Raw genomic sequence first — 26494 nt, forward strand, 5'->3', positions numbered from 1 at the left:
TCTGTTCAGGGGGTTGCCGCACATGGATGACTCGATGGTTCAGCTGCTCACGCCCTCTGGTGAGCGCGTGGAGCATCCGGAATATCCGCTGGTCGTCTCGGATGATGAGATCCGGGATCTTTATCGGGATCTCGTGGTCGTCCGGCGGATCGACTCCGAGGCCGTCGCGCTCGCCCGTCAGGGGGAGCTGGGGCTGTGGACGTCCCTGCTCGGGCAGGAGGCCGCCCAGGTCGGCTCCGGGCGGGCCGTCGGGGATCTGGACGCCGTCTTCCCCTCCTACCGGGAGCACGGGGTCGCCTACTGCCGGGGGATGGACCCCCTCGACGTGGTCGCCATGTGGCGCGGCGTCAACCACGGCGGCTGGGACCCGTCCCGGCACAACTTCTTCCTGTACACGATCGTCATCGGGACGCAGGCGCTGCACGCCACCGGTTACGCGATGGGCATGCAGCGCGACGGCGTCATCGGCACCGACAAGGCCGGGGCGACCATCGTCTACTTCGGCGACGGCGCCACCTCACAGGGCGACGTGAACGAGGCGTTCGTCTTCGCGGGCGCCTGCCACGCGCCGATCGTGTTCTTCTGCCAGAACAACCAGTGGGCCATCTCCGAGCCCCAGGAACGCCAGTCGCGGATCCCGCTGTACCGCCGGGCCGAGGGCTTCGGGTTCCCCGGCGTCCGGGTCGACGGGAACGACGTGCTGGCCTGCCTCGCGGTCACGCGCAAGGCGCTGGCCGACGCCCGGTCGGGGCAGGGGCCCACGCTCATCGAGGCGTTCACGTACCGGATGGGGGCGCACACCACCTCCGACGACCCCACCCGTTACCGGGCCAAGGACGACGTCGAGGCGTGGCGGCGGCGCGACCCCATCGAGCGGGTCAGGGCGTACCTGACCGCGGCCGGCACCGGCGACGACTTCTTCGGCGAGGTCGAGGCCGACGCCGCCAAGATCGGGGCCGAGCTGCGCAGGCGGCTGCTCGAACTGCCCGACCCCGCCCCTTCGGCGATCTTCGAACACGTCTACGCCGAGCCGCACCCGCTCATCGAGACCGAGCGGGCGCAGCACGCCGCCTACCTCGACGGGTTCGCCGCCGGGGAGTAGGCGCGCGAGGCGGCCTTGGTGTCCAGGAGCTCGCCCAGCAGGTCCGTGAGGCTCACCATGCCGATGACCGCGCCGCCCTGGCCGGTGACCAGCGCCAGGTGCGCGCGGGCCTCCTGAAGGGCCGTCACGGCCTCGGGGACCTGCGTGACGCACGCGAGCCTCGGCAGCGGCCTGGCGAGCTCACCGGCCGTGCGCGTGGGCTGCAGGAGGGCGTCACGGGCGTGCAGGACGCCCTCGATGCCCGCCGGACCGCCCACGAGCAGCCGCAGGTGGCCGCTGCCCGCCGCCCTGGCCCTGATCTGGGCCGACCCGGCGGCCGGCGGCACCTTCACGGCCCGGTCGATCGGCACCATCAGACGCTCGATGCCCTCGGCCTGGAGCCGCAGCGCGCGGGTGAGCAGGTCGTGCTCCTCGCGGTCGAGCAGGCCCATCCGGCCCGACTCGCCCACCAGCATGGCGAGCTGCCGGGGCGTCCTGGTGGTGGCCAGCTCGTCGCGCGGCTGCACGCCGAACAGGCGCAGGATCAGGTTGGTCAGCCCGTTGAGCGACGACAGCAGCGGCCGCATGAGCTGCGTGAACCCGCGGAACGGCAGCGTCAGCACCAGCGCCGCCCGCTCGGGGTGCGTCAGCGCCCACGACTTGGGGGCCATCTCGCCCACCACCATGTGCAGGAACGTCACCAGCGCCAGGGCGATCGTCAGCGCGATCGGCATGCGCAGCGACTCCGGCACGCCGACGGCGGCGAAGACCGGCTCCAGGAAGTGCTCGATGGCCGGCTCGGTGACCTGGCCGAGGCCCAGCGTGCACAGCGTGATGCCGAGCTGCGCGCCGGCCAGCATGAGCGAGAGCTGACGCCCGCCGCCCACGGCCGACTTGGCCGCGACCCGGACCAGGCGGTTGCCGCCCGAGGCCATCTCCTCCAGGCGGTGCCGCCTGGCGGAGACGAACGCGAACTCGGCGGCCACGAACAGCGCGTTGAAGAACAGCAGCGCGAGGCTGACCAGGATCATCGTCATCGGGACGCCTCCGCGTGCTGCACGGGCGCGAGCCGCACCCATTCGGGCACCCGGCGGTTGAGCGACATGACGGTCAGCTCGGCCAGGTGCTCGGCCGCGTCGTCGGCGAACGGGTCGGCGTCCCCCTCGATGGGGACGATCACCATGTCGCCGGGGTCGGGCATCCGGCCCAGCCGGGCCAGCACCAGGCCGGCGAGGGTGTCGTAGTCGTCGCTCTCCGGCAGCGCGACGCCGGTCGCGCGCTCGACCTCGTCCAGCCTGAGCCAGCCGGGCACCTCCCAGACGCCGCCGGGCCGCTCGACGGCGCCCGCCGGCTCGGGGTCGTTCTCGTCGACGAGCTCGCCGACCAGCTCCTCGGCCAGGTCCTCGACGGTGAGCACGCCGGCCAGGCCGCCGTACTCGTCGATGACGCAGACGATGTCGTCGTTGGCCGCCCGCATCCGGTCGAGGACGGCCGGCAGCGGCAGCGAGTCGGGCACCAGCAGCGCGGGGCGGGTGATGCTGCCGACCAGGCCCTCGTCCAGGCCGGACTCCAGCAGCTCGCGCACGCCCGTCACGCCCACCACGTCGCCGTCGTCACCGACGACGGGGTAGCGGGAGTGGCCGCGTTCGCGCATGACCTCCACCAGGTCGGAGATGGGCTGGGAGTCGCGCAGCGCCACCACGCGGGGGCGCGGCACCATGATCTCCTCGGCGCTGTGGTCGCCGAACTCCAGGGCGCGCTCCAGCAGCTCCGACAACCTCGGGGGCAGCTCGCCCGCCTGGGTCGACTCCTCGATGATCCGGGAGAGCTCCTCGGGGGTGGCCCCGTGCTCGACCTCCTCGACCGGCTCGATGCCGACGCGGCGGAGCAGCCCGGTGGCGGCCGAGTCGAACAGCTTGACCACCGGCCCGACGACCGCCAGGTAGACCAGCGTGGACCCGGCCAGGAACTTGGCCACCGGCTCGGGCCTGGCGATGCCGAGGTTCTTCGGCGCCAGCTCGCCGAGCACCATCTGCACCACGGTCGCCACGAACACGCCGGCGGCCACGGACAGCCCCGTGATCGCCGCGTCGGGCAGGCCCGTGCCGTCGAGCCAGGGCCGTACCAGGACGGAGATGGCCGGCTCGGCCAGGAAGCCGACGAGCAGGGCCGTGACGGTGATGCCGAGCTGGGCGCCCGAGAGCATGAACGAGAGCCGGGAGGTCACCTGGAGCGCCTTTTCGGCCTGGGTGTCACCGGCGGCGGCCTGCTCGCGCAGGAGGCCCCGGTCGGCGGCGACGAAGGCGAACTCCTGGGCGACGAAGTACCCGGTGGCGGCGGTGAGGAGGAAAAGGGCCAGTAGGCCGAGATAGGCGCTCACCGGGGTGAGCCCTCAGAGGAACCCGTGCCGAGGCACGGGCCAAGACTCCACGAGTCCGGAGCGGACACGATCATCCCTTCGATAGAGGTCGTCCATAACGCTAACGACGCAGTCCGCGTCTATGTTTCCGCAGTGACTCTCCGCTAGTTGTGTGTACTTGTCCGTGGGAGAAACTTGGTGAGATGTCTTCACTGCCAGGGGGTTGGACGTAGCGTCTATGGCATACCGAAGGGAAGAAGGCGAAGTGTCTGAGGACGACCGTACGCGGGCCATGCGCTCGCCGGGCGACGGCCGCCCGCTGCCACCGAGGCCCGGCGACGGGCAGCGTTCCGGTGGCGCACCCGCCCACCGGGTCCCGCCGGGCGTGCCGAACGCGGCCACGTCCAAGCTGCCCGCCTACTCCGACGAGCAGCAGTCGCCGCCGCCTCCGCCGCCTCCCCGATCGGGCAAGGTCTACGGACGCGAGCGTGCCGGGAACAGCCCGGTCAAACCGCTCAGGGCGGCGGGCGACCCCGCGCCGAAGGAGCCGCGCGGGCCCAGGGGGCCGCGGGTGCGCGGCCGGACCGTCCTGAAGATCGTCGCGGGCCTGGTCGCGCTGCTCCTGGTGGCGTCCGTGGGCCTGTTCTTCTGGATCAACTCCCGGCTGGCGGGCATCGACGGGGTGCTCGACGAGTACCCGGGCCGGCCCGCCGACACACCCGGCACCAACTGGCTGCTGGTCGGCTCCGACAGCCGCAAGGGCCTGACCGCGGCCGAGCGCAAGAAGCTGGCCACCGGGCGCGCGGTCGGGCAGCGCACCGACTCGATGATGCTGCTGCACATCTCCGACAACGGCGACAAGCCCACCCTGGTCAGCCTGCCGCGCGACTCGGCGGTGACCATTCCGGGGCGCGGGCGCGACAAGCTCAACGCGGCGTACGCGTCCGGCGGCCCGAAGCTGCTGGTCCGCACGATCGAGACGGTCACCGGCGTGCACGTCGACAACTACATGGAGATCGGCTTCGCCGGCTTCGTGGACATCGTGGACGCGATCGGCGGCGTCGAGATCAACGTCCGGGCCGACGTCGACGACCCCAAGGCCGGGCTCAAGCTCAAGAAGGGCAAGCAGGTGCTCAACGGCGCCCAGGCCCTCGGCTACGTGCGCACCCGCAAGGGCGGCGCGCTGCCGGACTTCGAACGCACCAAGCGGCAGCGGCAGTTCCTCGGCGCGGTGGTGAAGAAGGCCGCCAGCCCGGGCGTGCTGATCAACCCGTTCACCTCGATCCCGCTGGCCATGAGCGCCACGGACGCGGTCGAGGTCGACTCCGGCACCGGCGCGTTCGACATGCTCTCGCTGGGGCTGGCGATGGGCGACAGCCCGGTCACGACGGTGGTGCCGTTCGGCGGGAACGAGATCGTCGCCGGCGGCGGCGCGGCGGTCAAGTGGGACCGGCTCAAGGCGCTGGCCCTCTTCGACGCGCTGAAGGCCGACAAGCCGGTGCCGAAGGAGATCGTGGACGCCGGTTGACCCGTTCCCGCAAAGGCGCGAGCCTCGCGGGAACGGCCGGGCCCGGTCAGGGCCGGCTCAGGTCGTGGTGGCGGCGACGACCGCGGCGGTGGAGGCGGTGGCCGCGATGGCCGCGGTGATGGCGGTGATCGTCTTGGCGACCGCCTGGCCGGCCCACTCGCCTTCGGCGATCTCCTTGACGCGCTCGCGGTCGGCGCCCGGGAAGGCTTTGCGGTCGAGCTTCGCCGCGTGCATGATCGCGATCAGCGTGGCGGTGCGCTCGTCGGGGTCGGCGCCGGCGAGGACGGCCGTGACGCGTTCGCGCACGTCGGCCTCCACCTGGGGGTCCGCCTCCGGCCAGCGCGTGGTCGGGAAGACGCCCAGGACCCGGCCGCGCTCCTCGGCCAGTACGCCCGCCTCGGCGAGCCTGGTGAGCAGGCGCCTGCGCAGCTTGTCCGACTGCAGCCGCTGCACCCACCACGCGGGCTTCCTGGCCTTGCCGTCCTCGGCCATGCGGGCGAGGGCGGCGTCGAGCTCGGCGTCCCCCAGCGGGGTGGGGTCCGTCACCGTCACCTTGTCGTCGGCCAGCTCGACGCGGCCCGCGGCGGCCAGCTCGGCGAGGATCGCGCCGCCGAGCGCGGGATCGAGCTGGACGCCTCCGATGAGCTGCTTGCCTGCTTCCTCGTCGTGGGCGAGGAGGAGGAGTTCTTCGGCGATCGTCACGGTCATGTCCCGACACTAACCTCCCAGGCATGAGCATTTCGGAAAGACTTCACGCGATCGGCCGGCCCTTGCTCCAGGCGCAGCTGGACCATCCCACGGTGGCCGGCATCGGGCGCGGCGACCTGCCGGAGCCGGTCTTCCGGTCCTGGCTGGAGCAGGACTACCTGTACCTGCTCGACTATGTGCGGGTGTTCTCCAGGCTGGCCTGGCAGGCGCCGGACGGGCATCTGGGCGACCTGGTGGATCTGGCGTACGCCACGTACCACGACGAACTGCGGCTGCATCGGTCGTTGTCGGCGGAGTTCGGGGCCGATCTGGACAACGCGGTGAAGGGGCCGGCGTGTGTGGCGTACACGGCGTTCCTGCTGGAGGCGGCGGGGTCGTACGGGGAGGGGTTGGCTGCGCTTTATCCGTGTATGTGGGGATATTCGAGTCTTGGGAAGATCCTCGCCGAGAACCCGCCCGCCGAGCCGCGGTACCGGGCCTGGGTGGACACCTACGCCGACCCCGCGTTCGCGGCGCTGACCGTACGGATCGGGCAGATGATCGACGAGGCCGACCCCGACCCCGTACGGGCGGAGGCGCTGTTCGCCGAGGGCATGGCACACGAGCTCGCCTTCTGGGACGTGCCGTAGTCGCGTGCCGGCCCGGCGCGCGCCATACCCTGGGGGCATGCCGGAACTTCCCGAGGTGGAGTCGCTCACCAACTTCCTGCGCGAGCGGGCGGTCGGCCGTTCGATCGCCGGCGTCGACGTCGTCGGCTTCCAGGCGCTCAAGACGTTCGACCCGCCGGTCACCGCGCTCGGCGGGCTCACCGTCACGAACGTGTCGAGGCACGGCAAGTTCCTCGACCTCGACTGCGACGGCCTGCACCTGATCATCCACCTGGCCCGCGCCGGCTGGCTGCGCTGGCGCGACGACCTGACCGGCGCCCGGCCGGTGCGGCCGGGCAAGGGGCCGCTGGCCGTACGCGTACGGCTGGCGCCGGACGACGACGGCCTGGCCCCCGGCTTCGAGCTGACCGAGGCCGGCACGCAGAAACGGCTGGCCGTCTACGTCACCGACAAGCCGGAGGACGTGCCCGGCGTCGCCGCCCTGGGCCCCGACCCGCTCGACGACGCCTTCACCGTCGAGGCGCTCAAGCGCATCGTGGGCGGCAACCGCACCCAGATCAAGGGGCTGCTGCGCGACCAGAAGGTGATCGCGGGCATCGGCAACGCCTACTCCGACGAGGTGCTGCACGCGGCGAGGATGTCGCCGTTCAAGATCGCCGCGACGCTGACCGACGCGCAGATCGCCGACCTGCACGAGGCCATCGTGACGACGTTGCGCGACGCCGTCGAACGGGCGCACGGGCTGGCCGCCAAGGACCTCAAGGCGGAGAAGAAGTCCGGACTGCGCGTGCACAACCGGGCCGGCCAGCCGTGCGACGTGTGCGGCGACACGATCCGCGAGGTGTCCTTCGCCGACTCCGCGCTCCAGTACTGCCCGACCTGCCAGACGGGCGGGAAGCCGCTGGCCGACCGGCGGATGTCGCGCCTGCTCAAGTAGGGTCCCGGGCGCGGGATGATGGAGACATGACCGTTCCAGAGATCGACGTCACCGCCGTTCCCGACGACGCCTACCTGCTCGACGTCCGCGAGCAGGACGAGTGGCTGGCCGGCCACGCCCCCGAGGCCGTGCACATCCCCATGTCGCAGATCCAGGGCCGGGTCGAGGAGGTGCCCGCCGACCGCACCGTCTACGTGGTGTGCCGGGTCGGCGGCCGGTCGATGCAGGTCACGGCGTGGCTCAACCAGCTCGGGCGCGACGCCGTCAACGTGGGCGGCGGCATGCAGTCGTGGGAGTTCGCGCGCCGTCCGATGGTCAGCGAGACCGGGCAGGATCCTTTCGTGGCCTGAATGCCCCACTGTGGCGATTCCGCCGCCATTGAGGCATGATGAGGGCGCCAACTGCATAGTCGCGGGAGCTCGGGGTGCCGGGCTGAGAGGGCAGCAACACAGCCGCTGCCGACCGCCTGAACCTGTCCGGGTAATGCCGGCGTAGGGAGTGTGCGATGACGCATGTCGTCGACGAAGTTCCGCTGACCCTTGACGGCGCGCCCCCCAAGACCCTCGGCGTCCTCGACCAGGGCGCGCTCTGGGCCAACCTCGGTGTCAGCCTCCTCGGCTTCTCCGGCGCGCTCGTCCTGATCGATCCCCTGGGCAACGCGCCGCTCAGCCTCGTGGCCGCGCTCACGGCCGCCGTGGTCGGCAGCCTCATCGGCACGGCCATGGTCGGCCTGTCGGCCATCCCCGGCACGCAGACCGGGCGGCCGGCGATGGTGCTGCTGCGCGGGCTGTTCGGGGCGAAGATGTCGTACGTCCCGTCCGTGCTGAACATCGTGCAGATGCTCGGCTGGGGGGCTTTCGAGCTCTGGGTGATCGCCAAGGCCGCGAACGCGATCTTCGGGAGCGTCCCGTACCAGGTGTGGGTGGTGGTGGCGGGGGTGCTGACCACCGCGCTCGCCGTCTGGCCGCTCGGGTCGATCCGGCTGCTGCGCCGGTACGTGACCGCCGGCGTGATCGTGTCGCTGATCTGGTTCACCGTGTCGTTCCTGGGCGAGGCGCCGACGTACACGGGCGGGTCGTGGACGGCCTTCGCCCCGGCCGTCGACTACGTCATCGCCCTGTCGGTGTCGTGGGTGCCGATGGCCGCCGACTTCGCCAGGCACTCGCGTTCCAGCCGGGCCGCCTTCACCGGCGTCGTCGGCGGCTACACCGTCGCCCAGGTGGCCTGCCTGGCACTCGGCGTGTACGCGGTGGCCATCGCGGGCGCCCAGGCGGTCCAGGCCGACGGCATGGTCGTGTTCCAGCCGTTCGTCGCGGCGCCGCTGGGCGCGCTGTTCTTCGGCATCCTGGTGCTGCGCGAGACCGACCAGTCCTTCGCCAACGTCTACTCCACCACCGTCTCGCTGCAGAACCTGATGCCGAAGGTGGACCGGCGGGTCGTCTCGACCGCGATCGGCGTGCTCACCACCGCGATCGCCCTGGTCGTGGACGTCACCTCCTACGGCGCGTTCCTCGGGGTGATCGGCGCGGTGTTCGTGCCGATGTTCGCGGTGCTGGCCGTCGACTACTTCGTGCTCGGCGGCGCGGCCCGCTGGAACACCGCCGAGGACGCGCCCTCGCGCTGGCTGATGCTGCTGCCGTGGGCGCTGGGCTTCGCCGCCTACTGGTTCACCACCTCGACGCCCACGGTCGCCGGCTGGGACGACTTCTGGGCCTCCGCCCGCGAGGCCGTCGGCTTCACGCGGGAGCCGTGGATGAACGGCGCGCTCGGCGGCGCGCTGGTCGCGGCCCTGGTCACGCTGCTCATCGGCGTGCTCGGCCGGCGTCGCTCAGCGGCCCGCTGAGACCCGGCGTTCGACGTTGAGCAGGTGCTGCTTGGCGGCCACGCCTCCGGCGTAGTCGCCGAGCTCGCCGTCCTCACGGACCACCCGATGACAGGGCACGATCACGCACACCGGGTTGGCGCCGATCGCGTTGCCGACCGCGCGAAGGGCGCGCGGCCGTCCGATGCTCGCGCCGATCTCCTCGTACGTCGTGGTCGTGCCGTAGGGCACCGCCATGGTCTTCTGCAGCACGGTACGGGCGAACGGCGTGGCCAGCGCGAGGTCGACCGGCGTGGCGAAGGTGCGCAGCCGGCCGGAGAAGTACGCGTCGAGCTCCCGGCGCACCGGGTCGAGGCGGCGGGCGTCGGGCCCGATGAACGTGCCGACCTCCTTGGCCACCCGCTCGAACACGGTGTTCTCGGCCTCGAAACTGCAGGCCGCGATGCCCTTGCCGGTCACCGCGAGCACCAGCCTGCCCACCGCGCCGTCGTAGGTGCCGAACGCGACGTCCGGGGGCCCCTCGCCCTTGTAGGTGCTGGAGGTCACTCTCAGCAGGGCATCGAGGTCGCTGCTCGACATGCCTCTCACCCGTTTCAGCCACCGGAATCTTCGTGAGCGCAGCGTATCGGACGGATCGCCCGTCAGACCCACCACGCCACGTGCACTATGGAGGTGTGGGATACGCATGGGTCGGGAGTGACGAGGAGATCGCTCGCGCCGTGCTCGCCGGGTCCCCCAACGCCGTGGTGGCGCTCGACCGCGACCAGAGCGTGCTGGTCTGGAACGCGGCGGCCGAGCACCTGTTCGGCTGGACGGCGGCCGAGATGCTGGGTCGCCGGGCGCCGATCGTCCCCGACGAGCTGGCCGCCGAGCACAACGCGGTGCTGGAGCGCGTCCGCACCGGGGGCCAGGTGTCGCTGCGCACCAAGCGCGTCCACAAGGACGGCAGGCCGCTCGACCTGCGGGTGGACATCAACGCCCTGCGCATGGGCAACTCCGTGGTCGGCTACGTCCTGGCCCACCATCCCGCGCGGGCCGACGAGGTCGCCGGGCTGCGCATGGAACGCCGGGCCAGGCTGGTGCGCCGGCTCACCGACGTGGTCGGGGACATCAACTCCGAGCTGGAGCTGCCGGCTGTGCTCGACCGCATCTCGGCCAGCCTCACCGAGCTGACGGGCGCGGACGCGGGCGGGTTCGTGCTGATCGAGGGCGAGCGGCTGCGGCTGGTCAGCACGTACCGGCTGCCGGAGACGCTCAGGGGCACCACCACCGGCCTGCGGACGAGCCTGGTGGACAAGCTCTTACGGACGGGCAAGACCGTCATGCTGGAGTCCCAGGGGCTCGGCGACCTGGTGTGGGCCAGGCTCAACGGGCTGCACACGATCGCGCTCGGCCTGGCCGCGGTCGGCGGCCGCCCCTACGGCGCCCTCTACGCGCTGTTCGCCGGGCCCGCCCCCGGCCACCTGGAGCTGGAGCTGCTCGAACTGCTGGCCGGGCACGCCGGCATCGCGGTGGGGAATGCGGTGGCCTACCAGGAGGCGGTGCGGCAGCGGGCGCACGAGCGGGCCGTGTTCGACGCCAGCGCCGACGGCATCGCCGTGCTGGACGACGCCGGCCGGGTCGTGCGCTGGAACCCCGCCGCGGCCGAGCTGACCGCCTTCCCCGCCGACGCGGTGCTCGGCGGCCCGCCGCCGTTCCCGCTGCCCAGCCCCGGTGAGAAGCTCACGTTCCAGATGGAGAACGGGCGCTGGCTGGACGTGGTGAGCGCGCGGATCGAGGAGACCGGCGAGATCGTCATCGACTTCCGCGACGTCACCCAGGCCAAGGAGCTGGAGGAGGCCAAGGACCTCTTCCTGGCCACCACCAGCCACGAGCTGCGCACGCCGATCACGATCGTGCGCGGGTTCGCCGGCACGCTCGACGCGCGCTGGGACAAGATGAGCGACGCGGAACGCCGCTCGGCCGTGCACACGATCGCCGAGCGGGCCGGATCGCTGGGCCAGCTCATGGACCACCTGCTGCTGGGAGCCAGGGCGGGCGCGGACGAGCTGGCCGTGCGGATCGAGGCGTTCGACCTCGCGGCCCGGATCCACGCGGCCACGCTCGGCCTCCCCGCGTTGTCCGACCGCCACCGCGTCGAAGTGCGCATCCCGGACGAATTGCCGCCGGTGCTGGGTGACGCCCTGGCAACCGACATCGTTTTGGGGCAATTGCTGGAGAACGCGTTTAAATATTCCCCAATGGGTGGATTGATCTGTGTTGAAGCTTGGCCCGAAGACGACGGCGTGGTCGTAGTGGTGGATGACGAGGGGGTCGGAATCCCACCGCCTGACCGCGAACGGATCTTTGAGCGCTTCGTCCAGGTGGACAGCGGGGACCGGAGACGCTTTGGTGGAGTGGGGCTCGGGCTCTACATCGTGCGCAGTCTGGCCAGGGCGCAGGGGGGAGAAGTGAGTGCTCAACCGAGGCCCGGAGGGGGTACGAGGATGCGGTTGATCCTGAGGCGCGCTTCCCCTATCCGATCCGACACACCGATGCGGTAACGAGGTGGTCACAGTTGAGCTGATCTATCGTCCAATGTGTACAAGCTGTGATCGAGATGCGGTTTCTGCGATTGGCTAACGGGGCATTTCGGTCGTACCGGGGAGTGTTCCCGCGGGGGGCACAGGGAACGGGGAGGTGGGTGTGTCAAGCGTGGTGCTGCTGCCGTACGCGCCGTCCAGCGTCGCCGTCGCCCGCCAGCGTCTGAGCACTGACCTGCAGGATTGTGGGGTCTACACCGCCGCGATCGACGATGCGGTGCTGGTGGTGAGCGAGTTGCTGAGCAACGCGCTGCGGCACGCGCATCCGCTGCCTTCAGGCATGGTGAGGGTCGCCTGGATGCGTAGCGACGATCACATAGAGGTGGCGGTCAGCGACGGGGGTGCGGCGACGGAGCCGCGGGCGGGCCGCCCGACCCTGTCTTCGCTCGGGGGCCGGGGGCTGGGGATCGTCGAATACGTGGCTGAGAGCTGGGGGGTTCGTCACGACGGTGACACGACGACGGTGTGGGCCATCCTGCCCGCACCCAACGGGGCGGCGGTGAACGGGCAGGTCGCGGCCCTGAAGGAGGCCGGTTAGGCGGTCCTGGCCGCCAGTACGGCCCGTTCGGTGACGGCCCACGCCGTGGAGACCAGGAGGTACAGGCCGGCCGCCAGGGGGAGCACGAGCACGGCCAGCGCGGAGCCGTACGGCAACAGCGGCATGACCTTGCGCAGCAACTCCGGCTGCTCCTCCGACACCTTGATCGAGCGTGCCGACAGCCATGCCAGCAGCACGAGCCCCGCGATCACGATGACAAAGACCGAAACCGGCCAACTGATCAGACCGAAATTGGCCACCACGCCCGCGAGCTGCTGGCCCAGCGGCGCCCCGAACAGAGTGTGACCGGCCAGTGCCGTCGGGTGCGTGGCCACCCTGAACATCAGCCACAGGAACGGCAATTGCGCCAGCATCGGCAAGATCCCCGCAAACGGCGACGTGCCCTCCCGGGCGTACAGAGCGGTCAGCTCCTTGGACAGCCGCTCGGGATCGCGCCCATGGCGCTTGCGCAGCTCCTGCAACTTGGGCGCGAGCCGCTGCCGGACCTGGCCGGCCCGCGCCTGCCGGACGTTGAGCGGCAGCAGGACCAGGCGTACGGCGAGGGTGAACAGCACGATGGCGAGCGCGGCATGGCCGCCGGACACGCCGATGACGAACGTGACAAGTGAATCGATCATGAGCCCTTCAGACATGACGACGGATCAGGGCTCACTCATGACGATGAGCCCCGCTTTGACGGAAGCGGGGCTCGCCTAAGGCGCTCGTGGACGCGGGCGTCCGGCCGCGTCGGGATCGCGCAGCCGCTGGAAGGCCGTGCGGCGCGCGTAGGTCAGCGGGAAGCCGGGAGACTCACCGCCGAGGACGGGCGGCAACGTGGCCGCCCACGTGGCCAGCAGGAGGATCGCCATCATGGTGATCCCCACCAGCCACGGATCGAACAGAAGCGACGTCACTGCGACGAACGGGACTTACCGACGACGGTGACCGCGATGAAGACGATCAGGGCGACGACCCCGACGATCAGGGCGAACTTGAACAGACCTGCCAGCAGGGGCAGGAGGAAGTTGAACAGCACGAAGAGACCGAGAAGGGTCCCTAAAACGAGCATCACGACTCTACTCATGAGGCCACCGTACGTCCTGCGAGCATGATCCGCGAGGCTTACGAACCTGTGACGTCCATGTCCGCCACCATGTCCGCCACGTGGGGCTCAGCCGTACGGTGAGACGGTGAACACCCGCATCCTGGTGGTCGACGACGATCCGACCGTGTCCGAGGTCGTGGCGCGCTATCTGGAGCGCGACGGGCACGAGGTGGAGTGCGTGGGCGACGGCGCCGAGGCGCTGCGCAGGGCCCTGGCCGACCCGCCCGACCTCATGGTGCTCGACCTGATGCTGCCCAGGATCGACGGGCTCCGGGTGTGCAGGAAGCTCAGGGAGCGGTGGCCGGTCCCGGTGATCATGCTGACCGCGCTCGGCGAGGAGATCGACCGGGTGGTGGGCCTGGAGACCGGGGCCGACGACTACGTGACGAAGCCGTTCAGCCCCCGGGAGCTGGCCTTGCGCGTGCAGTCGGTGCTGCGCCGGGCGCGGGGGGCGTCGGTCACGGCCGGCACCGGCGTGCTGCGCGACGGCGACCTCGTCGTGGACGTCGGCGCCCACGAGGTGCGGCTCGGCGGCGCGCAGGTGATGCTGACGGCCAGGGAGTTCGACTTGCTGGCCTACCTCATGCGCAACCCACGGCAGGCGTTCAGCAGGTCGGCGCTGCTCGACCAGGTGTGGGGATGGTCGTTCGGCGACTCCTCGACCGTGACCGTGCACGTGCGGCGGCTGCGGGAGAAGGTCGAGGCGGACCCGACCGAGCCGCGGCGGATCGTCACGGTCTGGGGTGTCGGCTACCGGTACGAGCCGCAGGAGAGCGCGGGGTGACGCCTCCCGATCCCATGGTGTCGGTGAGCGAGCTGCCCATGGTCGTGGCCGTCTCGGCGGGGCTGGGGCTGCTGGTCGCCGCCGCCGGCGTATGGGCCATGGGACGGCTGCGGACCAGGTCGATCGGGGTGATGCTGGCCGTCGTGGTGGTGGTCGCCGTGGCGGCGACGCTGGCGGGCGTGGTCGCCATCACCATGAAGATGATCATCGAGGGGGCGGTCAAGGACTTCGTGCTCAGCGTGGTCGCGGTGGGCGGCCTGGTGGGGCTCGGGGTCGCGTTCGTGCTGGCCAGGCGGGTGGTGGGGGAGAGCAGGCGGCTGGTGGCGGCCGTGCGCGACGTGCCGTTCAGGGCGCCGCTGGGGTTGCCGGCCGAGCTCCAGGAGATCGCGAGCACCCTTGAGGAGGCGTACGCGCGGGAACGCGCGCTCGAAGGCGCGCGCCGGGAACTGGTCGCCTGGGTGAGCCACGACCTGCGCACGCCGCTCGCCGGCCTGCGGGCCATGGCCGAGGCCCTGGAGGACGGGGTGGTGGCCGACCACGAGACGGTCGCGCGCTACCACGGCCAGATCAAGCTGGAGGTCGAACGGCTCTCGGCCATGGTGGACGACCTGTTCGAGCTGTCGCGCATCCACGCGGGCGCGTTGCGGCTCTCGCGGGCCAGGATCGGGCTCGCCGACCTCGTCGCGGACACGCTGGCCGGGGTCGAGCCGCTGGCCAGGGCCAAGGGGGTGGTGCTCACGGCGGAGGCGGCGGGGGCCGTGCCCGTGGAGGCCGACGCGGCGGCGCTGGGCCGGGCCCTGCGGAACCTGGTCGTCAACGCCATCCGGCACACGCCGTCGGAACGGGCGGTGGTGCTGCGGGCCGGGGTGGACGAGCAGGGGATGGCCTGCCTCTCGGTGGCCGACGGTTGCGGGGGGATTCCCGAGGAGGATCTGCCTCGGGTGTTCGAGGTGGCGTTCCGGGGGGAGGCCGCGCGTACGCCCACCGCCGACGGCGGCGCCGGGCTCGGGCTGGCGATCGCCCAGGGGATCGTCGAGGCGCATGATGGGATGATCGGGGTGGTCAACGAAGGACCGGGGTGCCGGTTCGAGATCCGGTTGCCCCTGGTGTCCGGAAGTTGACGTTCCCGCACGGTGTCCTGCCTCGATCTTCCGCTGTGGTCTCGCTTCCTCGGTCGTGGGTCGCCCGGGTCAGGGCGCCCGGGTCAGGCGGGTTCGGGGAGCGCGGTGTCGCGTTGCCCGAACGACTCCGACATCGCCCGGAACGTCGGGCAGGGCCAGCGCCACATGCAGCTCCGGCAGCGCAGGATCGGGTTGGCGGTGTCGCTCGTGATGCCACCCGCGTCGCGCGGCTGGTGCAGGTCGAGCAGCCGCAGCCCGAGCTCGGCGAACCTGAGCAGGTCGGCGCGGGAGCCGGCCAGGAAGTCGAGGTCTTCGCTCGCCAGCCTGGTGCGGATCGGGACGTAGCCCTCGTGGTTCAGCAGACTGCGCAGGCGCGCTGCTTCGTCATGCCATGACGTGGCCTTTTCTGTGCGGATGAGGATGGTCTCCAGACGTTCCCGGAGCCCCTGACGCTGTGGATCTTCAGGTTTCTCTGCATTCATCGATACGAGGCCCATGGGGCGGGCCACAGCCCCTCCTTCTCCATGAAGCGTTGCCGGTTCCGGTGTCACGCTGTCAAGCTTCGCGTACTCTCCGTTTTGATGGAGCCCAAACGGAGGACAAAAACCTGTCGTTCCCCTCTCGGCGTGACAACGTGACCGGAAGCCTCCGCGCCGCTAGCCTGCCCATGTGGAGCTCAAGGTCTCGACTCGATCACATGCCGGGTGCGCACTCGTTGCCATCACCGGAGAAATCGACCTCTATACGGCGCCTCACCTGCAGGCCGAGTTCACTCGGCTGCTGCAGGACGAGCCCAGCCGGGTGGTCATCGACATGTCCGCCGTGGATTTCTGCGACTCCACGGGGATGAACGTGCTGCTCTCGGCGCTCAAGCGCATGAAAGAGCGGGGAGGTGTGCTGGAGGTGGCCGCGCCGCGTCCGGCCGTCCGCAAGATCCTGCAGGTGACGGGGCTCGTCTCGGTGTTCACCGTGCATGACGAGCTGCCGCAGGAGTTCCTCATCACCGAGGGATCATGACGCAGGCTGACACGGCCGTCGTCATTCCCGCGGTGAACGAGGGCGACCGCATCGCCGCCACCGTCGCCGCGGCGGCCGGCCTGCCGGGCGTCGATCTCGTTGTGGTCGTCGACGACGGCTCGCACGACCGCACCGGCAAGGTGGCGCGGGCGGCGGGCGCGCGGGTGGTCCGCCACAGCCGCAACCGCGGCAAGGCCGCGGCCATGGAGACGGGCGCTGAGGCCGTACGCCTCCTCGACGAGGACCGTACCCCTCGCCACCTGCTCTTCCTCGACGCCGACCTGGGTGACACGGCGAGCGCCGCGGCGCCGCTGGTGGAGCCCGTGCGCGAGGGCAAGGCCGACATGACGATCGCGCTGTTCGGCACGCGGGTGAAGCTCGGCGGCCATGGGTTAGTCGTGCGCGTGTCCAAAGACGGCATCCGCCGCGCCACCGGCTTCGAGGCCGCCCAGCCGCTCAACGGCCAGCGTTGCCTGACCCGAGCCGCCTTCGAGGCCGCCCGGCCGCTGGCGCACGGGTTCGGCGTGGAGACGGCCCTCACCATCGACCTGCTGCGCAAGGGGTTCAGGGTCGTCGAGGTCGAGGTGGAGATGTCCCACCGGGCCACCGGCAACGACTGGCGGGCCCAGCTGCACCGCGCCCGGCAGTTGCGGGACGTCGTTCTGGCTCTGGCGAGCCGGGAGCCGGTGGTCGTCGAAAATCTCGGCAAACTCCTTCCCAAGCGGTGATTTCGTGCTCCGGGTTATCCACAGGCGTGGATGATCTGGGGCTGGGGCCGTGACGAGTGTGCTGGAATTTGCGGGTGACTTCGGAGAGACGCCGCAAACAGGCACAAGCCCCACCCTTCCGGGTGGCATCGCTGCGGCTTCCGTGGTCTGCCGCCGACCGGCGCCGGTTCCCGGCGGGCGTGGGCGGGGTCGTCGCGTGGGGTGGGCGGCCGGTGTTCGCCCGGGCCTCCGCGGCCGGTGGGCGGGCGGCGCCTCGGCCGGGGCGGCTCTCCGACGCCGTTCGAGCGCGGCTCGCGGTTCCCGGGCTGGTGATGATCGCGGTCTCGGTGCTCCTGACGATCACGATCGGGTTGCTCGGGCCCTCTCCCATGGTGCCCGCGCTGGGCGGGCCGGGGTGGCAGCCGCCGTACTGGCTGGATGCCCGTCCTGATTCTTATGCGGTGCTCGTCCTGGCCGCGGCGGCATTGCTCATCGGCGGAGCCGGGCTGCTGGCGGCGCTGGCCGCCGGGCCGCGTCCCGGGCTGCCGGTCCGGCCGTTGGTGCTGCTCGGCTGTCTCGCCGCGGGGGTGCTCGCGTTCCTGCCTCCCTCGGGCTCCGGCGACCATCTCAACTACGCCGTGTACGGCCGGATGGTCACGCTGGGGCTCAACCCCTACACGCACGGCGCCGTCGACCTGCCGGGCGATCCCATCGCCGACGCGGTCGAGCGGCCGTGGCGCGAGGAACCCAGCGTCTATGGGCCCGTCGCCACCGCTCTGCAGGCGCTGGCGAGCTGGATCGGCGGCGACTCGCTCCGGTTGACCATCTTCGTGCTGGCGGTGTTCAACGCCGCCGCCTTCGTCGTCACGGCCCTGCTGATCGACCGCTGCACCAGGGACGATCCCGCCCGGCGGCTGCGGGCCGCCCTGTTGTGGGCGGTCAATCCGCTCCTGCTCTACCACCTGGTCGCGGGCATGCACGCCGACACCCTGGCCATCGCCTGCATGGTGGCCGCGCTGCTGGCCAGGGCACGTCCGGTCGCGTCGGGGGCGCTGCTCGGGCTGGGGGTGGCGACGAAGCTCAACGCGGGGCTGGTGGCGCTGGGGCCCGCGTGGGAGCTGCGCCGACGTCCCGGGCGGCTCGCCGTCATGGCGGCCGGCGCGCTGGCCGTGGTGGTCGTCGGCTACGCGGTCGTCGGGCCCGAGGCGATCACGCCGGTGACGACCACCAGCAAGGCGATCTCGCACGCCTCGTTCTGGAAGCTGGTGCAGGGGTGGCTCTGGGCCCTGGTGGGCACCGGGCGCGCGTACCGGGGCGAGATCCAGGTGGGCGCGCTGGTGGTGCTCGCGCTCGTCGCCTGGTCGTTGCTCCGGCTGGCGTCCCGGCGGTCCGCCTTCCGCGAGGGGGCCTCAGGAGGGCTGGAGGCGCCGGTCGTGGCGGCGGCGCTCGTCGTGGCCTACCTGTTCGCCACGCCGTACATCCTGCCCTGGTACGACGGGCTGGCGTTCGGCATGCTCGCCCTGGTGGGCGCCTCGGCAGTCGACGGGTTCATGGTCGCCCACCTGCTGGTCCTGTCCCTGGCCTACCTGCCCGCCCGGGTCGACGGGCAGCCGCGGGGCGTCGAATGGCTCAGTGGCGTCCTCAGGCCTCAGATCGCGTGGGTGCTGCTGGCGTTGACCGTTCTGCTGGTGGTGTGGGCGTGGCGAGCTGGAGGGCCCGTACGCAGGCCGCGAGCGTCAGCGGCACCGCCACCGTGAGCGCCATGGCCGGGATGGCGATGCCCGAGTCGTTCATCAGGAAGCCGATGAAGGCGCAGGTGAGCGTCCCGAACAGGCCGGCCCTGAGCGGCGGGGCCAGCGTGTACGCCTGACCCAGCGCCGAGGCCCCCCACCGCGACGGGCGGGCCAGCACCAGGAACAGGAACGCCAGCGCGACCAGCGAGAGCAGGGTCAGCGGCCAGTTGCCCACGGTCACGCCGATCATGGCCCCGAACTTGCGTCCGACGACGGTCCACGCCTGGCCGTCGATGATCTGCTGCACGAACGCGCCGAGGTGCGTGCGCCTGTCGGCCGGGCGCATCCAGTCGAAGACCGAGATGGCGGCGATCAGCGCGACCGCGCCCACCCCCACGAGCAGGAGTTTCACCACCGACACCCGCCTGCCGGACAGCAGGATGAGGAAGACCGCCACCCCGATCACGAACGCCGGGACACCGCCGAAGTCCGCGCCCCACGAGGGCGAACCGTCCGCGAAGACGGCGAAGGCGCCGTACAGGCCGCACAGCGCCACGACCACCGTCCTGGAGACGCCCCTGCCGAGCAGCCAATGCGCCACCCCGGCCAGGCCGAGAACCGTGCCGGTGGCGTAGACGGCGAAGGCGATGTTGCTGAAGCCGTAGAACCGTCCTCCGGTGACGGGTTCGTAGCCGGTCACGGCGTTGACCTGGAGGGCCGAGCCGGTCATCACGTCGATCAGGAGGGCGAGCGAGGTGACGGCCGCGACCACGGTGAGCGGGCCGAGCACGTGCGCACGCCACGGGCCGGCGAACGCGAGGCCGGTGATCAGGGCGGCGATGGCCAGGATCGTCACGATCACCGAGACCATCGGCATCGGCAGGCTCCACCACGGCACGAGCTGGGCCAGGAACGTGGAGACGGCGATGGCGCCGCTGACGGTCGCCACCACCTGGATGGCGGCCAGCAGCTTCGAGGCGTCGGCCGGGTCGCCGCCCGCAGCCGGGGCGGGGTGGCCGTGCGCCTCGGGAGCGGTCGCCGGGGGCGTGCGGTCGTCGGCGGCCGACGAGCCGGCGGCGTCGGACGCGGGCAGGGCCTGCCGGACGCGGGAGGAGCGGCGGCGGCGCAGCGCCAGGGCGGCCAGGGCGTAGAAGAGCAGCTGGACGCTCACCAGGACGGTGAAGAAGGGCCCGCGTACGTCCCGGAGCACCTGGCTGGCCAGGTCGCCGTCGGCCAGTCGGGTCACCGTGGCGGCGGCCGGCGCGGAGGCGTCGCCGTCGGGCTGCCAGGCGCGGCCGACCACGTCGCGAGGGGCGGTCAGGCCCAGGAGCTGGATGGCGGTGGCGGTGAGGTCGGTGATGGTGACCAGGCCGTCCTGGCGGGTGGAGGAGGCGGTGAGAGAGCCACCCCGCGGGTACGGCTGCCCGCTCGGGGACGGTCCCGTGGCGAGGGCCGCGTGCAGGTGGGCGTTCGAGCTGAGGTCGGAGATGCCGGCGAGCAGGACGGTGGTGTTCTGGGGCACTTTGCTGATCAGGGCGGCGATCTGCTGGTCTGCCCTGGTTGCGGCGGCTTGGCGTTCGGCGGCCGGGAGCGAGACCGGGATTCCGTGATCGTCGAGGGGGCCGCGGGCCCAGGCGGTGGTGAGGTCGGCGGCTTCGAAGACGATCAGGTTGTAGGGGGTCAGGTCGTTCAGGGCGTCGAGGGTGGGGGCGTATTTGGTGATTTTTCCGGTCTTGTCGGCGGCGGCGAGGGCGGCGCCGGGGCCGATCGCCGCCACCTTGCCGCCGCCGTCCGCCACCAACTGGCCGAGCGTGCCGATCTGGGCCGCGTAGCCGGTGTCGGCCTGGAAGGCCGCCAGTTCCCGCCACGCGGGGACGGTGGCGCCCTCCCCGGCGGGCTGAGGAGGCGTCGCGGCGGGGCAGCCCTGTCCGGGAGTGCCGGCGCGCTGACCGGCGGAGACGGTCAGCCAGCCGGCCATGGGGCAGGTGAGGCCACGGTCCTTGGGCGGGACGGCGCGGGTGGACAGTGACGCCGAGCTGCCCTGGGCCACGAGCTTCCACAGGGTCGGCGTGCCCGACTCGCTGAAGTCACTCCACTGGAGACCGGGGACGCCGACCACGACGACCCGCCGCCCTGCCGGCCCGCCTTGCCCCGGGACGCCGTTGCCCAAGGCCGCCGCGGCGCTCCCCTGGGCGGCGGCGGCCGTGCCGGGGAGGAGGAGGGCGGCGAGCAGGAGGCCGAGGAGCACCGTGACGAGACGGCGGCGCGCCCGAGGCGCCGCTGCACCGAGATTGTGCGGGGGCTCGGGGCGGGCGCTCGGGGTCGCGGGGCGTACGCGACGCGCTTGGTGCTCGCCCCCGAGCGTGGCGTAAGGCATGTCCGGAACCCCCAGTGTCTGCGCCCTCGATCAACAGCCACGGTAACGTGCCCCATCGTGACAAGAGGCGAGGTGCGAGTGATCCGGCGGCAGTGGTGGGCGTGGGTGGTGGTGGCGCTCGTCGTCGCGGCGGCGGCCGCGCCTCTCGTGCACACGTGGCTGACCAACCCGGACGACCAGCGGCTCGTCGACCTCGACGTCTACCGTACCGGCGGCCAGATGCTGCTCGACGGCCGTCCGGTGTACGACTTCTTCACCCCGGCGCCCCAGCTGCTGCCGTTCACCTATCCGCCCGTCGCGGCCATGCTGGCCGTGGCGCTGGCCGAGATGTCCTGGGGCACCGCCCAATGGGTGTGGACGGCCGGCATCTTCGCGGCGCTGGCGGTCACCGTCTGGTTCGCGTTCCGCCAGGCGCTGCGGGCCTACGTGCCGTGGGTGTTCGGGCTGCTCATGGTGGCCTGCACGTACCTGATGCCGATCCGGGACCAGGTGCGGTTCGGGCAGGTGGACATCCTGCTGGTCGCCCTGTGCCTGGTCGACTGCCTGGCACGGCGGCCCTGGCTGCCCCGGGGGTTCCTGGTCGGGCTGGCCACGGCCGTCAAGCTGACTCCCGGCGTCTTCCTGATCTACTTCCTGGTCACCAGGCAGTGGCGGACGTTCTTCATGGCGGCCTTCGTGGCGGCCGTGCTGACGGTGCTGCCGTTCGTGGTGATCCCGCAGGACGCGTCCGCCTTCTGGTTCTCGGCGCTGCTCGATCCGGAGCGGCTGGGGGCGAACACCGCCACGACGAACCAGTCGATCCGCGGCATGTTGCTGCGGCTGTACATGCCGGAGTCGCTGACGTTCGTGATCTGGGCGGTGATCGTGGCGGCCGTGGCCTGGTACGGGTTCCGGGCGGCGCGGGCGGCGTACCTGGCGAAGGACGAGCTGACGGCGGTGGCGCTGACGTCGCTGATGGCGGTGCTGCTCTCGCCGGTCGCCTGGATCCACCACCTGGCCTGGGTGGTCGTGGTGCTCGGGGCGATCGTCGGCGACGGGCGCGATCCGGTGAGGCTGCGGGTGGCCGCGGGGGTCTGGCTGTTCTACGTGGTGCCCGTGCCCTGGTGGGGGGTCTCGCTGATCGCCGCCGGGATCCCGGGGGTGAGCCTGGTGCTCGGGAAGATCGTGCAGGACGGGTTCGGGCTCGGGGCGCTGGTTCTGGTCTGGCTGCTGGCGTCCTGGTTGCCCAAAAGGCGGCAACTGGCTTGACCGAAGTATTACCCTCTGTGGCGTGCTCGTTACCGCTTGGGTAGTCGTGGGCCTCGTGGCCGGGGTGAGTGGCGTGTTCATCGGCTACATGGGCCTCAGGCAGGCCAGGGCCGCCGTCGACGACTGTCTGCGCAGGGTGGCCAGGCAGGCCGGCGAGGGCGCCGGCGACCTCAAGGCGATCAGGGACGTGGCCGTGTGCCGCTACGACGCGCTCGCCGAGATGAGCGGCAGGCTCTCGTTCTCGGTGGCCATGATCAACGGGCTGGGCGACGGCATCGTGCTGACCTCGATCAACGGCACCAGCGAGACACGCACGTACGTGCGTCCGGTGGTGGGCGGGAAGGGGCAGCAGCCGCTGTCGCCGGAGGAGGAGCAGGCGGTGCGGGCGGCCCGGCTCGGGCTGGGGCCGCTGGTCCCGCCGCGGGTCCTCAAGGGTTCACGCTGAGTGTCCGCACGGGTGCCGTACGCGGTCGGCGAAAGGGCGGCGTGCTGCGACCACCTGCGGATACTCTGGATGCATGCCCAGACTCGCCTATCTCGGACCGGAAGGGACCTTCACCGAAGAGGCCCTGAGGCTCCTTGACCCCGCCGCCGAGCGCCTGCCCTGCGCCACGGTGAGCGCGGCGCTCAACGCCGCCCGTTCCGGTGACGCCGACGGCGCCGTCGTGCCGCTGGAGAACTCCATCGAGGGCGCGATCACCACGACGCTCGACGAGTTCGCCTGGGGCGAGCCGTTGACGATCACGGCCGAGCTGCTGCTGCCGGTCCAGTTCTCGCTGCTGGCCAGGCCCGACACCGAGATCGCGCACATCAAGCGGGTCTACACCCATCCCGCGGCCATCACGCAGTGCCGCGCCTTCATCGCCCGCGAGCTGCCCGACGCCGTGGTGGTCGCCGCGCCTTCCACGGCGGCCGCGGCCCAGGAGGTCTCGCTGCCCGGCTCGCCGTACGACGCGGCCATCGCCGCGCGCATCGCCGGCGAGCACTACGGGCTGGTCGCGCTGGCCGGCGACATCGGCGACCGGTCCGACACGGTGACCAGGTTCGTCAAGGTGAGCCGTCCGGGGCCGCTGCCGGAGGCGACCGGCTCCGACCGCACCACGCTGGTCGTCTTCCTGGCCGACGACCACCCGGGCGCGCTGCTGGAGATGCTGACCGAGTTCTCCGTGCGCGGGGTCAACCTGACCCGCATCGAGTCCCGGCCGACGGGCGACGGCATCGGGCGCTATTTCTTCCACTTCGACTTCGAGGGGCACATCGCCGACGCGCGGGTGGGCGAGGCCGTCGCCGGGCTCCACCGCATCTGCGGCGAAGTGCGCTTCCTCGGCAGCTACCCCCGCGCCGACGGGGTCACGCCGCAGATCAAGAGGGGCACGGCCGACACCCAGTTCGCCGAGGCCGCCGACTGGCTGGCTCGCATCAGGTCCGGCCGGCTCTGACCCCTGGGGCGTTCACGCGGGCCTGACCGCTCTGAGGTGGTGACGCGGGTCCGGCCGTTCCCGATGGTTCACACAGGTCGCGGTGCCTTCGGGGGGTCCGCGGGTGCGCCCGAGTGGTGCGCCGGGGAATCCGGGGGCGGGGTGGGGGTGGGCGCCGGTAGCCTTTCCTTGTGATTGACCTGCGTACCCTTCGTGAGGATCCCGACCGGCTACGGGCGTCGCAGCGTGCCCGCGGTGAGGACGACTCCGTCGTCGCAACGCTGCTCGACCTCGACGAGCGCCACCGATCCGCGCTGACCTCGTTCGAGTCGATGCGCGCTGAGCAAAAGAGCATGGGCAAGTCGGTCTCCAAGGCGCAGGGCGAGGAGAAGGCCGCGCTGCTCCAGCGGGCCAAAGACCTCGCGAGCCAGGTCAAGGCCGCCGAGGCCGAGGCGGAGAAGCTGGCCGCCGAGCTCGACCAGCTCATGCAGACGGTGCCGAACATCGTCGAGGAAGGCGCCCCTCCGGGCGGCGAGGACGACTATGTCGTCCTGGAGACGTTCGGGGAGCCGCGCCAGTTCGACTTCGAGCCGAAGGACCACCTGGAGCTCGGCGAGGCGCTCGGCGCGATCGACATGGAGCGCGGCGCCAAGGTGTCCGGCTCGCGGTTCTTCTTCCTCAAGGGCGTCGGCGCGCGCCTGCAGCTGGGCCTGCTCAACATGGCGATGCAGCAGGCGATCGAGGCCGGTTTCACGCCGATGATCACTCCGGTGCTGGTCAAGCCGGAGACCATGCAGGGCACCGGCTTCCACGTGGCCCACGACAAGGAGATCTACCGCCTGCCGGAGGACGACCTCTACCTCGTCGGCACCTCCGAGGTGGCGCTGGCCGGCTACCACGCCAACGAGATCGTGAGCGGCGACGAGCTGCCGCTGCGCTACGCGGGCTGGTCGTCGTGCTTCCGCCGCGAGGCCGGCTCGTACGGCAAGGACACCCGGGGCATCATCAGGGTCCACCAGTTCGACAAGGTGGAGATGTTCTCCTACGTCCGTCCCGAGGAGGCGCACGAGGAGCACCAGCGGCTGCTGGCCTGGGAGAAGGACATGCTGGCCAAGATCGAGGTCCCCTACCGGATCATCGACACGGCGGCGGGCGATCTCGGCATGTCGGCGGCGCGCAAGTTCGACTGCGAGGCGTGGATCCCGACCCAGGGCCGTTACCGCGAGCTGACCTCGACCTCCAACTGCACCGAGTTCCAGTCGCGCAGGCTCGCCGTCCGTTATCGGGACAAAGACGGCAAGCCACAGCATCTGGCCACGCTCAACGGCACGCTGGCCACCACCCGGTGGATCGTGGCGATCCTGGAGAACCACCAGCAGGCCGACGGCTCGGTGGTGGTTCCCAAGGCGCTGCGTCCCTACGTGGGGCTCGACGTGCTGGAGCCGTCCAAGTAGGAGTGGCGGCGGGCGTCGATCGCGATGACGGCGACGCCCGCGACCACGATCAGGCCCGTCAGCAGGGCCGCGAGCATGACGGCGGTCCCGTGGGTCTCGGGCGTGCCGCGTGCCCAGCCGTGGAAGGGCAGGTAGACGGCCGCGTAGACCAGCGGCGCGGCCACCACGCCGGTCAGCGCGCTCACCGGCTGCGGCTTGCCGTCCCAGGCCAGCACGAGGCACGCCAGCCCGGTCGCCAGCGCGACCGCCCAGCTGAACACGGCGGTGAGGTTGACGAACACCGTCTCGCCGATCCCGCTGTCCAGCGCGACGTACATGGCCAGCGCCCCGATTGCCCCTGATGTCGCGAACGCGCCCTGATACCTGCGCATCCTGGCGCCGACGCCGCCCAGCAGCATGCACACCGCCAGGAAGAGCGCGACGTTCCGCTCGGGGCTGAGGTCCACCTCGTCGGCCCGCACGTCGTCGAGCGTGTACGACCAGCCGAGGCGACGCCAGGCGCCTGAGACATCCCTGACCAGGATGCCGTCCACGCCGTTGGCGACGACCACGACGTGTCCTCCGGGCCTGGCCTGGACCGCCAGGTCGTAGGACATGAGCATGCTCTCCTCCGCGCCGTGCTTCCTGGTCAGGCGGAGGCGGGCGTCGGGGGACGGTTCCCAGGAGGGTCGCCAGGTCCGGCCGCCGTCGTCCGACTGGTCCACGCCGAGGTGGTTCTGGCGGACGCGGTAGCAGCGGGTCGCCTGGCCGGGCACGCACTGGGCGCTGATCGACGTCCGGGTCGAGGCGGGCGCGGTTCCGTCGGTCCAGGTCGTGCCGCCGTCGTCGGAGAGGCGGGAACTGTGTTCCGTGCCGGTCGTCCCAACGACGATCTTGCCCGACTCGGTCACGTCCACGGACAGGGCCGCCGATGCCGGGACGGGCCCGGCCGTGGCGGTCACGGCCAGGACGGCCAGCGGCACGGTGACCATGATCCGCCGGCGCGGGGAGTCGGTGCCGGCGCTGCGCTGCCGTACCCACCAGGCCAGGGCGAGGGCGGGCAGGGCGATCAGGTCCGTCGGGTCGGCCAGGACGCGCGCGGGCCCGGCCACGAGGCTCCAAGCCTGGGAGGCGAGATCGGCGCCCGTCTCCGTGGTCTTCATGAACGTGAACAGCAGGCCGGTCAGGACGGTGGCCGCCAGGTCGGCGCGGCGTCCGACGAGCAGTGCCAGCACGGTGGGGGCGACCACGAGTCCGGCCAGGTCACTGAGCTTGCCGGTGAGGAGGCCGGGCCAGAGCGGCTTGAAGAGGTGGTCGTTGAGCAGGAGCAGGATGACCCCGGTGATGGTCACGGGGTGACATAACCACGCGTACCTCATATACGGGTG

Annotated in this window: 27 protein-coding genes and 1 riboswitch; of the genes, 17 read left to right on the forward strand and 10 right to left on the reverse strand. The window is 71.5% G+C overall.

Annotated features, from left to right (window positions below; all coding sequences use genetic code 11):
• The first annotated feature begins 34 nt into the window (after positions 1–34).
• Positions 35–1102 (forward strand): pyruvate dehydrogenase (acetyl-transferring) E1 component subunit alpha, encoded by a 1068-nt coding sequence (gene pdhA / locus ACWEJ6_RS25040; RefSeq protein ID WP_452426531.1) that lies wholly within the window; start codon positions 35–37, stop codon positions 1100–1102.
• Here the strand turns inward: pdhA and ACWEJ6_RS25045 are convergent.
• Positions 1072–2118, reverse strand: a complete 1047-nt coding sequence (locus ACWEJ6_RS25045) for a hemolysin family protein (RefSeq protein ID WP_357982951.1) — start codon at positions 2116–2118, stop codon at positions 1072–1074. The two genes, pdhA and ACWEJ6_RS25045, sit on opposite strands and share 31 nt — an antisense overlap.
• Positions 2115–3461 (reverse strand): hemolysin family protein, encoded by a 1347-nt coding sequence (locus tag ACWEJ6_RS25050; protein WP_452426533.1) that lies wholly within the window; start codon positions 3459–3461, stop codon positions 2115–2117. The genes ACWEJ6_RS25045 and ACWEJ6_RS25050 overlap by 4 nt, the downstream gene beginning before the upstream one ends.
• A 244-nt stretch (positions 3462–3705) precedes the next feature.
• Here ACWEJ6_RS25050 and ACWEJ6_RS25055 point away from each other — a divergent pair, with 244 nt between their 5' ends.
• A complete protein-coding gene (locus ACWEJ6_RS25055; protein WP_364327965.1) occupies positions 3706–4968 on the forward strand; it encodes an LCP family protein in 1263 nt (420 codons plus the stop codon).
• A gap of 57 nt (positions 4969–5025) precedes the next feature.
• On the opposite strand, the gene ACWEJ6_RS25060 is transcribed toward ACWEJ6_RS25055, so the two are convergent.
• Positions 5026–5676, reverse strand: coding sequence for a GOLPH3/VPS74 family protein (locus ACWEJ6_RS25060; protein WP_452426536.1), 651 nt, complete (start codon positions 5674–5676; stop codon positions 5026–5028).
• 23 nt (positions 5677–5699) lie between these two features.
• On the opposite strand from ACWEJ6_RS25060, the gene ACWEJ6_RS25065 reads away from it, so the two are divergent.
• The 4 genes from ACWEJ6_RS25065 to ACWEJ6_RS25080 all read left to right on the forward strand — a co-directional run bounded on the left by ACWEJ6_RS25065 (position 5700) and on the right by ACWEJ6_RS25080 (position 9064).
• Positions 5700–6305 (forward strand): TenA family protein, encoded by a 606-nt coding sequence (locus ACWEJ6_RS25065; RefSeq protein WP_397154971.1) that lies wholly within the window; start codon positions 5700–5702, stop codon positions 6303–6305.
• A gap of 37 nt (positions 6306–6342) precedes the next feature.
• Entirely contained in the window at positions 6343–7221 is an 879-nt protein-coding gene (locus ACWEJ6_RS25070) for an Fpg/Nei family DNA glycosylase (protein ID WP_387672027.1), read from the forward strand.
• A 26-nt stretch (positions 7222–7247) separates the two neighbouring features.
• Positions 7248–7571, forward strand: coding sequence for a rhodanese-like domain-containing protein (locus ACWEJ6_RS25075; protein WP_352318274.1), 324 nt, complete (start codon positions 7248–7250; stop codon positions 7569–7571).
• Positions 7572–7622: 51 nt separating this feature from the next.
• Positions 7623–7736: riboswitch (TPP riboswitch) on the forward strand.
• Positions 7727–9064: a purine-cytosine permease family protein gene (locus ACWEJ6_RS25080; protein WP_452426538.1), complete on the forward strand. Its 1338-nt coding sequence runs from the start codon at positions 7727–7729 to the stop codon at positions 9062–9064. (Overlaps the previous riboswitch by 10 nt.)
• On the opposite strand, the gene ACWEJ6_RS25085 is transcribed toward ACWEJ6_RS25080, so the two are convergent.
• Positions 9050–9622, reverse strand: a complete 573-nt coding sequence (locus tag ACWEJ6_RS25085; RefSeq protein ID WP_452426540.1) for a methylated-DNA--[protein]-cysteine S-methyltransferase — start codon at positions 9620–9622, stop codon at positions 9050–9052. The two genes, ACWEJ6_RS25080 and ACWEJ6_RS25085, sit on opposite strands and share 15 nt — an antisense overlap.
• A 95-nt stretch (positions 9623–9717) precedes the next feature.
• On the opposite strand from ACWEJ6_RS25085, the gene ACWEJ6_RS25090 reads away from it, so the two are divergent.
• Positions 9718–11586 carry an ATP-binding protein gene (locus tag ACWEJ6_RS25090; protein ID WP_449915694.1) on the forward strand — a complete coding sequence of 623 codons (1869 nt, stop codon included), beginning with the start codon at positions 9718–9720 and terminating at the stop codon, positions 11584–11586.
• Positions 11587–11737: 151 nt separating this feature from the next.
• The gene (locus tag ACWEJ6_RS25095) at positions 11738–12163 is read left to right on the forward strand and encodes an ATP-binding protein (protein WP_352363279.1); all 426 of its coding nucleotides are present in this window, start codon (positions 11738–11740) and stop codon (positions 12161–12163) included.
• On the opposite strand, the gene ACWEJ6_RS25100 is transcribed toward ACWEJ6_RS25095, so the two are convergent.
• From ACWEJ6_RS25100 to ACWEJ6_RS25110, 3 genes are all read right to left on the reverse strand, one after another.
• Entirely contained in the window at positions 12160–12801 is a 642-nt protein-coding gene (locus ACWEJ6_RS25100) for a YidC/Oxa1 family membrane protein insertase (RefSeq protein ID WP_352363277.1), read from the reverse strand. The two genes, ACWEJ6_RS25095 and ACWEJ6_RS25100, sit on opposite strands and share 4 nt — an antisense overlap.
• 75 nt (positions 12802–12876) lie before the next feature.
• Positions 12877–13077, reverse strand: coding sequence for a DUF6412 domain-containing protein (locus ACWEJ6_RS25105; protein WP_352318263.1), 201 nt, complete (start codon positions 13075–13077; stop codon positions 12877–12879).
• Complete coding sequence (locus ACWEJ6_RS25110; protein WP_452426542.1) at positions 13074–13247, reverse strand: hypothetical protein; 174 nt, start codon at positions 13245–13247, stop codon at positions 13074–13076. The genes ACWEJ6_RS25105 and ACWEJ6_RS25110 overlap by 4 nt, the downstream gene beginning before the upstream one ends.
• Before the next feature lie 106 nt (positions 13248–13353).
• Here ACWEJ6_RS25110 and ACWEJ6_RS25115 point away from each other — a divergent pair, with 106 nt between their 5' ends.
• A complete protein-coding gene (locus ACWEJ6_RS25115; protein ID WP_452426544.1) occupies positions 13354–14052 on the forward strand; it encodes a response regulator transcription factor in 699 nt (232 codons plus the stop codon).
• Positions 14049–15173 carry a sensor histidine kinase gene (locus ACWEJ6_RS25120; RefSeq protein ID WP_364327934.1) on the forward strand — a complete coding sequence of 375 codons (1125 nt, stop codon included), beginning with the start codon at positions 14049–14051 and terminating at the stop codon, positions 15171–15173. The genes ACWEJ6_RS25115 and ACWEJ6_RS25120 overlap by 4 nt, the downstream gene beginning before the upstream one ends.
• A gap of 83 nt (positions 15174–15256) precedes the next feature.
• On the opposite strand, the gene ACWEJ6_RS25125 is transcribed toward ACWEJ6_RS25120, so the two are convergent.
• Positions 15257–15682: a hypothetical protein gene (locus ACWEJ6_RS25125; RefSeq protein ID WP_358290975.1), complete on the reverse strand. Its 426-nt coding sequence runs from the start codon at positions 15680–15682 to the stop codon at positions 15257–15259.
• 160 nt (positions 15683–15842) lie between these two features.
• Here ACWEJ6_RS25125 and ACWEJ6_RS25130 point away from each other — a divergent pair, with 160 nt between their 5' ends.
• The 3 genes from ACWEJ6_RS25130 (at position 15843) to mptB (ending at position 18654) form a co-directional block, all read left to right on the forward strand.
• Complete coding sequence (locus tag ACWEJ6_RS25130) at positions 15843–16190, forward strand: STAS domain-containing protein (RefSeq protein WP_352318253.1); 348 nt, start codon at positions 15843–15845, stop codon at positions 16188–16190.
• On the forward strand, positions 16187–16918 hold the full coding sequence (locus ACWEJ6_RS25135) for a glycosyltransferase family 2 protein (protein WP_452426547.1): 732 nt from the start codon (positions 16187–16189) through the stop codon (positions 16916–16918). Before ACWEJ6_RS25130 ends, ACWEJ6_RS25135 begins: the two co-directional genes overlap by 4 nt.
• Before the next feature lie 122 nt (positions 16919–17040).
• Positions 17041–18654, forward strand: a complete 1614-nt coding sequence (gene mptB, locus ACWEJ6_RS25140; protein WP_452426549.1) for a polyprenol phosphomannose-dependent alpha 1,6 mannosyltransferase MptB — start codon at positions 17041–17043, stop codon at positions 18652–18654.
• Here mptB and ACWEJ6_RS25145 read toward each other — a convergent pair.
• Complete coding sequence (locus ACWEJ6_RS25145; protein ID WP_452426551.1) at positions 18539–20878, reverse strand: hypothetical protein; 2340 nt, start codon at positions 20876–20878, stop codon at positions 18539–18541. The genes mptB and ACWEJ6_RS25145 overlap by 116 nt on opposite strands.
• A gap of 186 nt (positions 20879–21064) precedes the next feature.
• On the opposite strand from ACWEJ6_RS25145, the gene ACWEJ6_RS25150 reads away from it, so the two are divergent.
• The 4 genes from ACWEJ6_RS25150 (at position 21065) to serS (ending at position 25127) form a co-directional block, all read left to right on the forward strand.
• Positions 21065–22255, forward strand: coding sequence for a glycosyltransferase 87 family protein (locus ACWEJ6_RS25150; RefSeq protein ID WP_452426553.1), 1191 nt, complete (start codon positions 21065–21067; stop codon positions 22253–22255).
• Between the two features lie 22 nt (positions 22256–22277).
• Positions 22278–22700, forward strand: a complete 423-nt coding sequence (locus tag ACWEJ6_RS25155; RefSeq protein ID WP_358290965.1) for a DUF4446 family protein — start codon at positions 22278–22280, stop codon at positions 22698–22700.
• 73 nt (positions 22701–22773) lie between these two features.
• Complete coding sequence (gene pheA, locus ACWEJ6_RS25160; RefSeq protein WP_387672065.1) at positions 22774–23694, forward strand: prephenate dehydratase; 921 nt, start codon at positions 22774–22776, stop codon at positions 23692–23694.
• Between the two features lie 170 nt (positions 23695–23864).
• On the forward strand, positions 23865–25127 hold the full coding sequence (gene serS, locus ACWEJ6_RS25165) for a serine--tRNA ligase (RefSeq protein ID WP_358290963.1): 1263 nt from the start codon (positions 23865–23867) through the stop codon (positions 25125–25127).
• Here serS and ACWEJ6_RS25170 read toward each other — a convergent pair.
• A complete protein-coding gene (locus ACWEJ6_RS25170) occupies positions 25091–26458 on the reverse strand; it encodes a hypothetical protein (RefSeq protein WP_452426556.1) in 1368 nt (455 codons plus the stop codon). The genes serS and ACWEJ6_RS25170 overlap by 37 nt on opposite strands.
• Between the last annotated feature and the right edge of the window lie 36 nt (positions 26459–26494).

This window comes from Nonomuraea sp. NPDC004702 (genome assembly GCF_053601695.1).

Excerpts from the sequence above, each read along its gene's own strand:
- pdhA (WP_452426531.1), top strand. The coding sequence starts at position 35 with ATGGTTCAGCTGCTCACGCCCTCTGGTGAGCGCGTGGAGCATCCGGAA.
- ACWEJ6_RS25045 (WP_357982951.1), bottom strand. The coding sequence starts at position 2,118 with ATGACGATGATCCTGGTCAGCCTCGCGCTGCTGTTCTTCAACGCGCTG.
- ACWEJ6_RS25060 (WP_452426536.1), bottom strand. The coding sequence starts at position 5,676 with ATGACCGTGACGATCGCCGAAGAACTCCTCCTCCTCGCCCACGACGAG.
- ACWEJ6_RS25065 (WP_397154971.1), top strand. The coding sequence starts at position 5,700 with ATGAGCATTTCGGAAAGACTTCACGCGATCGGCCGGCCCTTGCTCCAG.
- ACWEJ6_RS25070 (WP_387672027.1), top strand. The coding sequence starts at position 6,343 with ATGCCGGAACTTCCCGAGGTGGAGTCGCTCACCAACTTCCTGCGCGAG.
- ACWEJ6_RS25075 (WP_352318274.1), top strand. The coding sequence starts at position 7,248 with ATGACCGTTCCAGAGATCGACGTCACCGCCGTTCCCGACGACGCCTAC.
- ACWEJ6_RS25080 (WP_452426538.1), top strand. The coding sequence starts at position 7,727 with ATGACGCATGTCGTCGACGAAGTTCCGCTGACCCTTGACGGCGCGCCC.
- ACWEJ6_RS25085 (WP_452426540.1), bottom strand. The coding sequence starts at position 9,622 with ATGTCGAGCAGCGACCTCGATGCCCTGCTGAGAGTGACCTCCAGCACC.
- ACWEJ6_RS25100 (WP_352363277.1), bottom strand. The coding sequence starts at position 12,801 with ATGATCGATTCACTTGTCACGTTCGTCATCGGCGTGTCCGGCGGCCAT.
- ACWEJ6_RS25110 (WP_452426542.1), bottom strand. The coding sequence starts at position 13,247 with ATGAGTAGAGTCGTGATGCTCGTTTTAGGGACCCTTCTCGGTCTCTTC.
- ACWEJ6_RS25135 (WP_452426547.1), top strand. The coding sequence starts at position 16,187 with ATGACGCAGGCTGACACGGCCGTCGTCATTCCCGCGGTGAACGAGGGC.
- pheA (WP_387672065.1), top strand. The coding sequence starts at position 22,774 with ATGCCCAGACTCGCCTATCTCGGACCGGAAGGGACCTTCACCGAAGAG.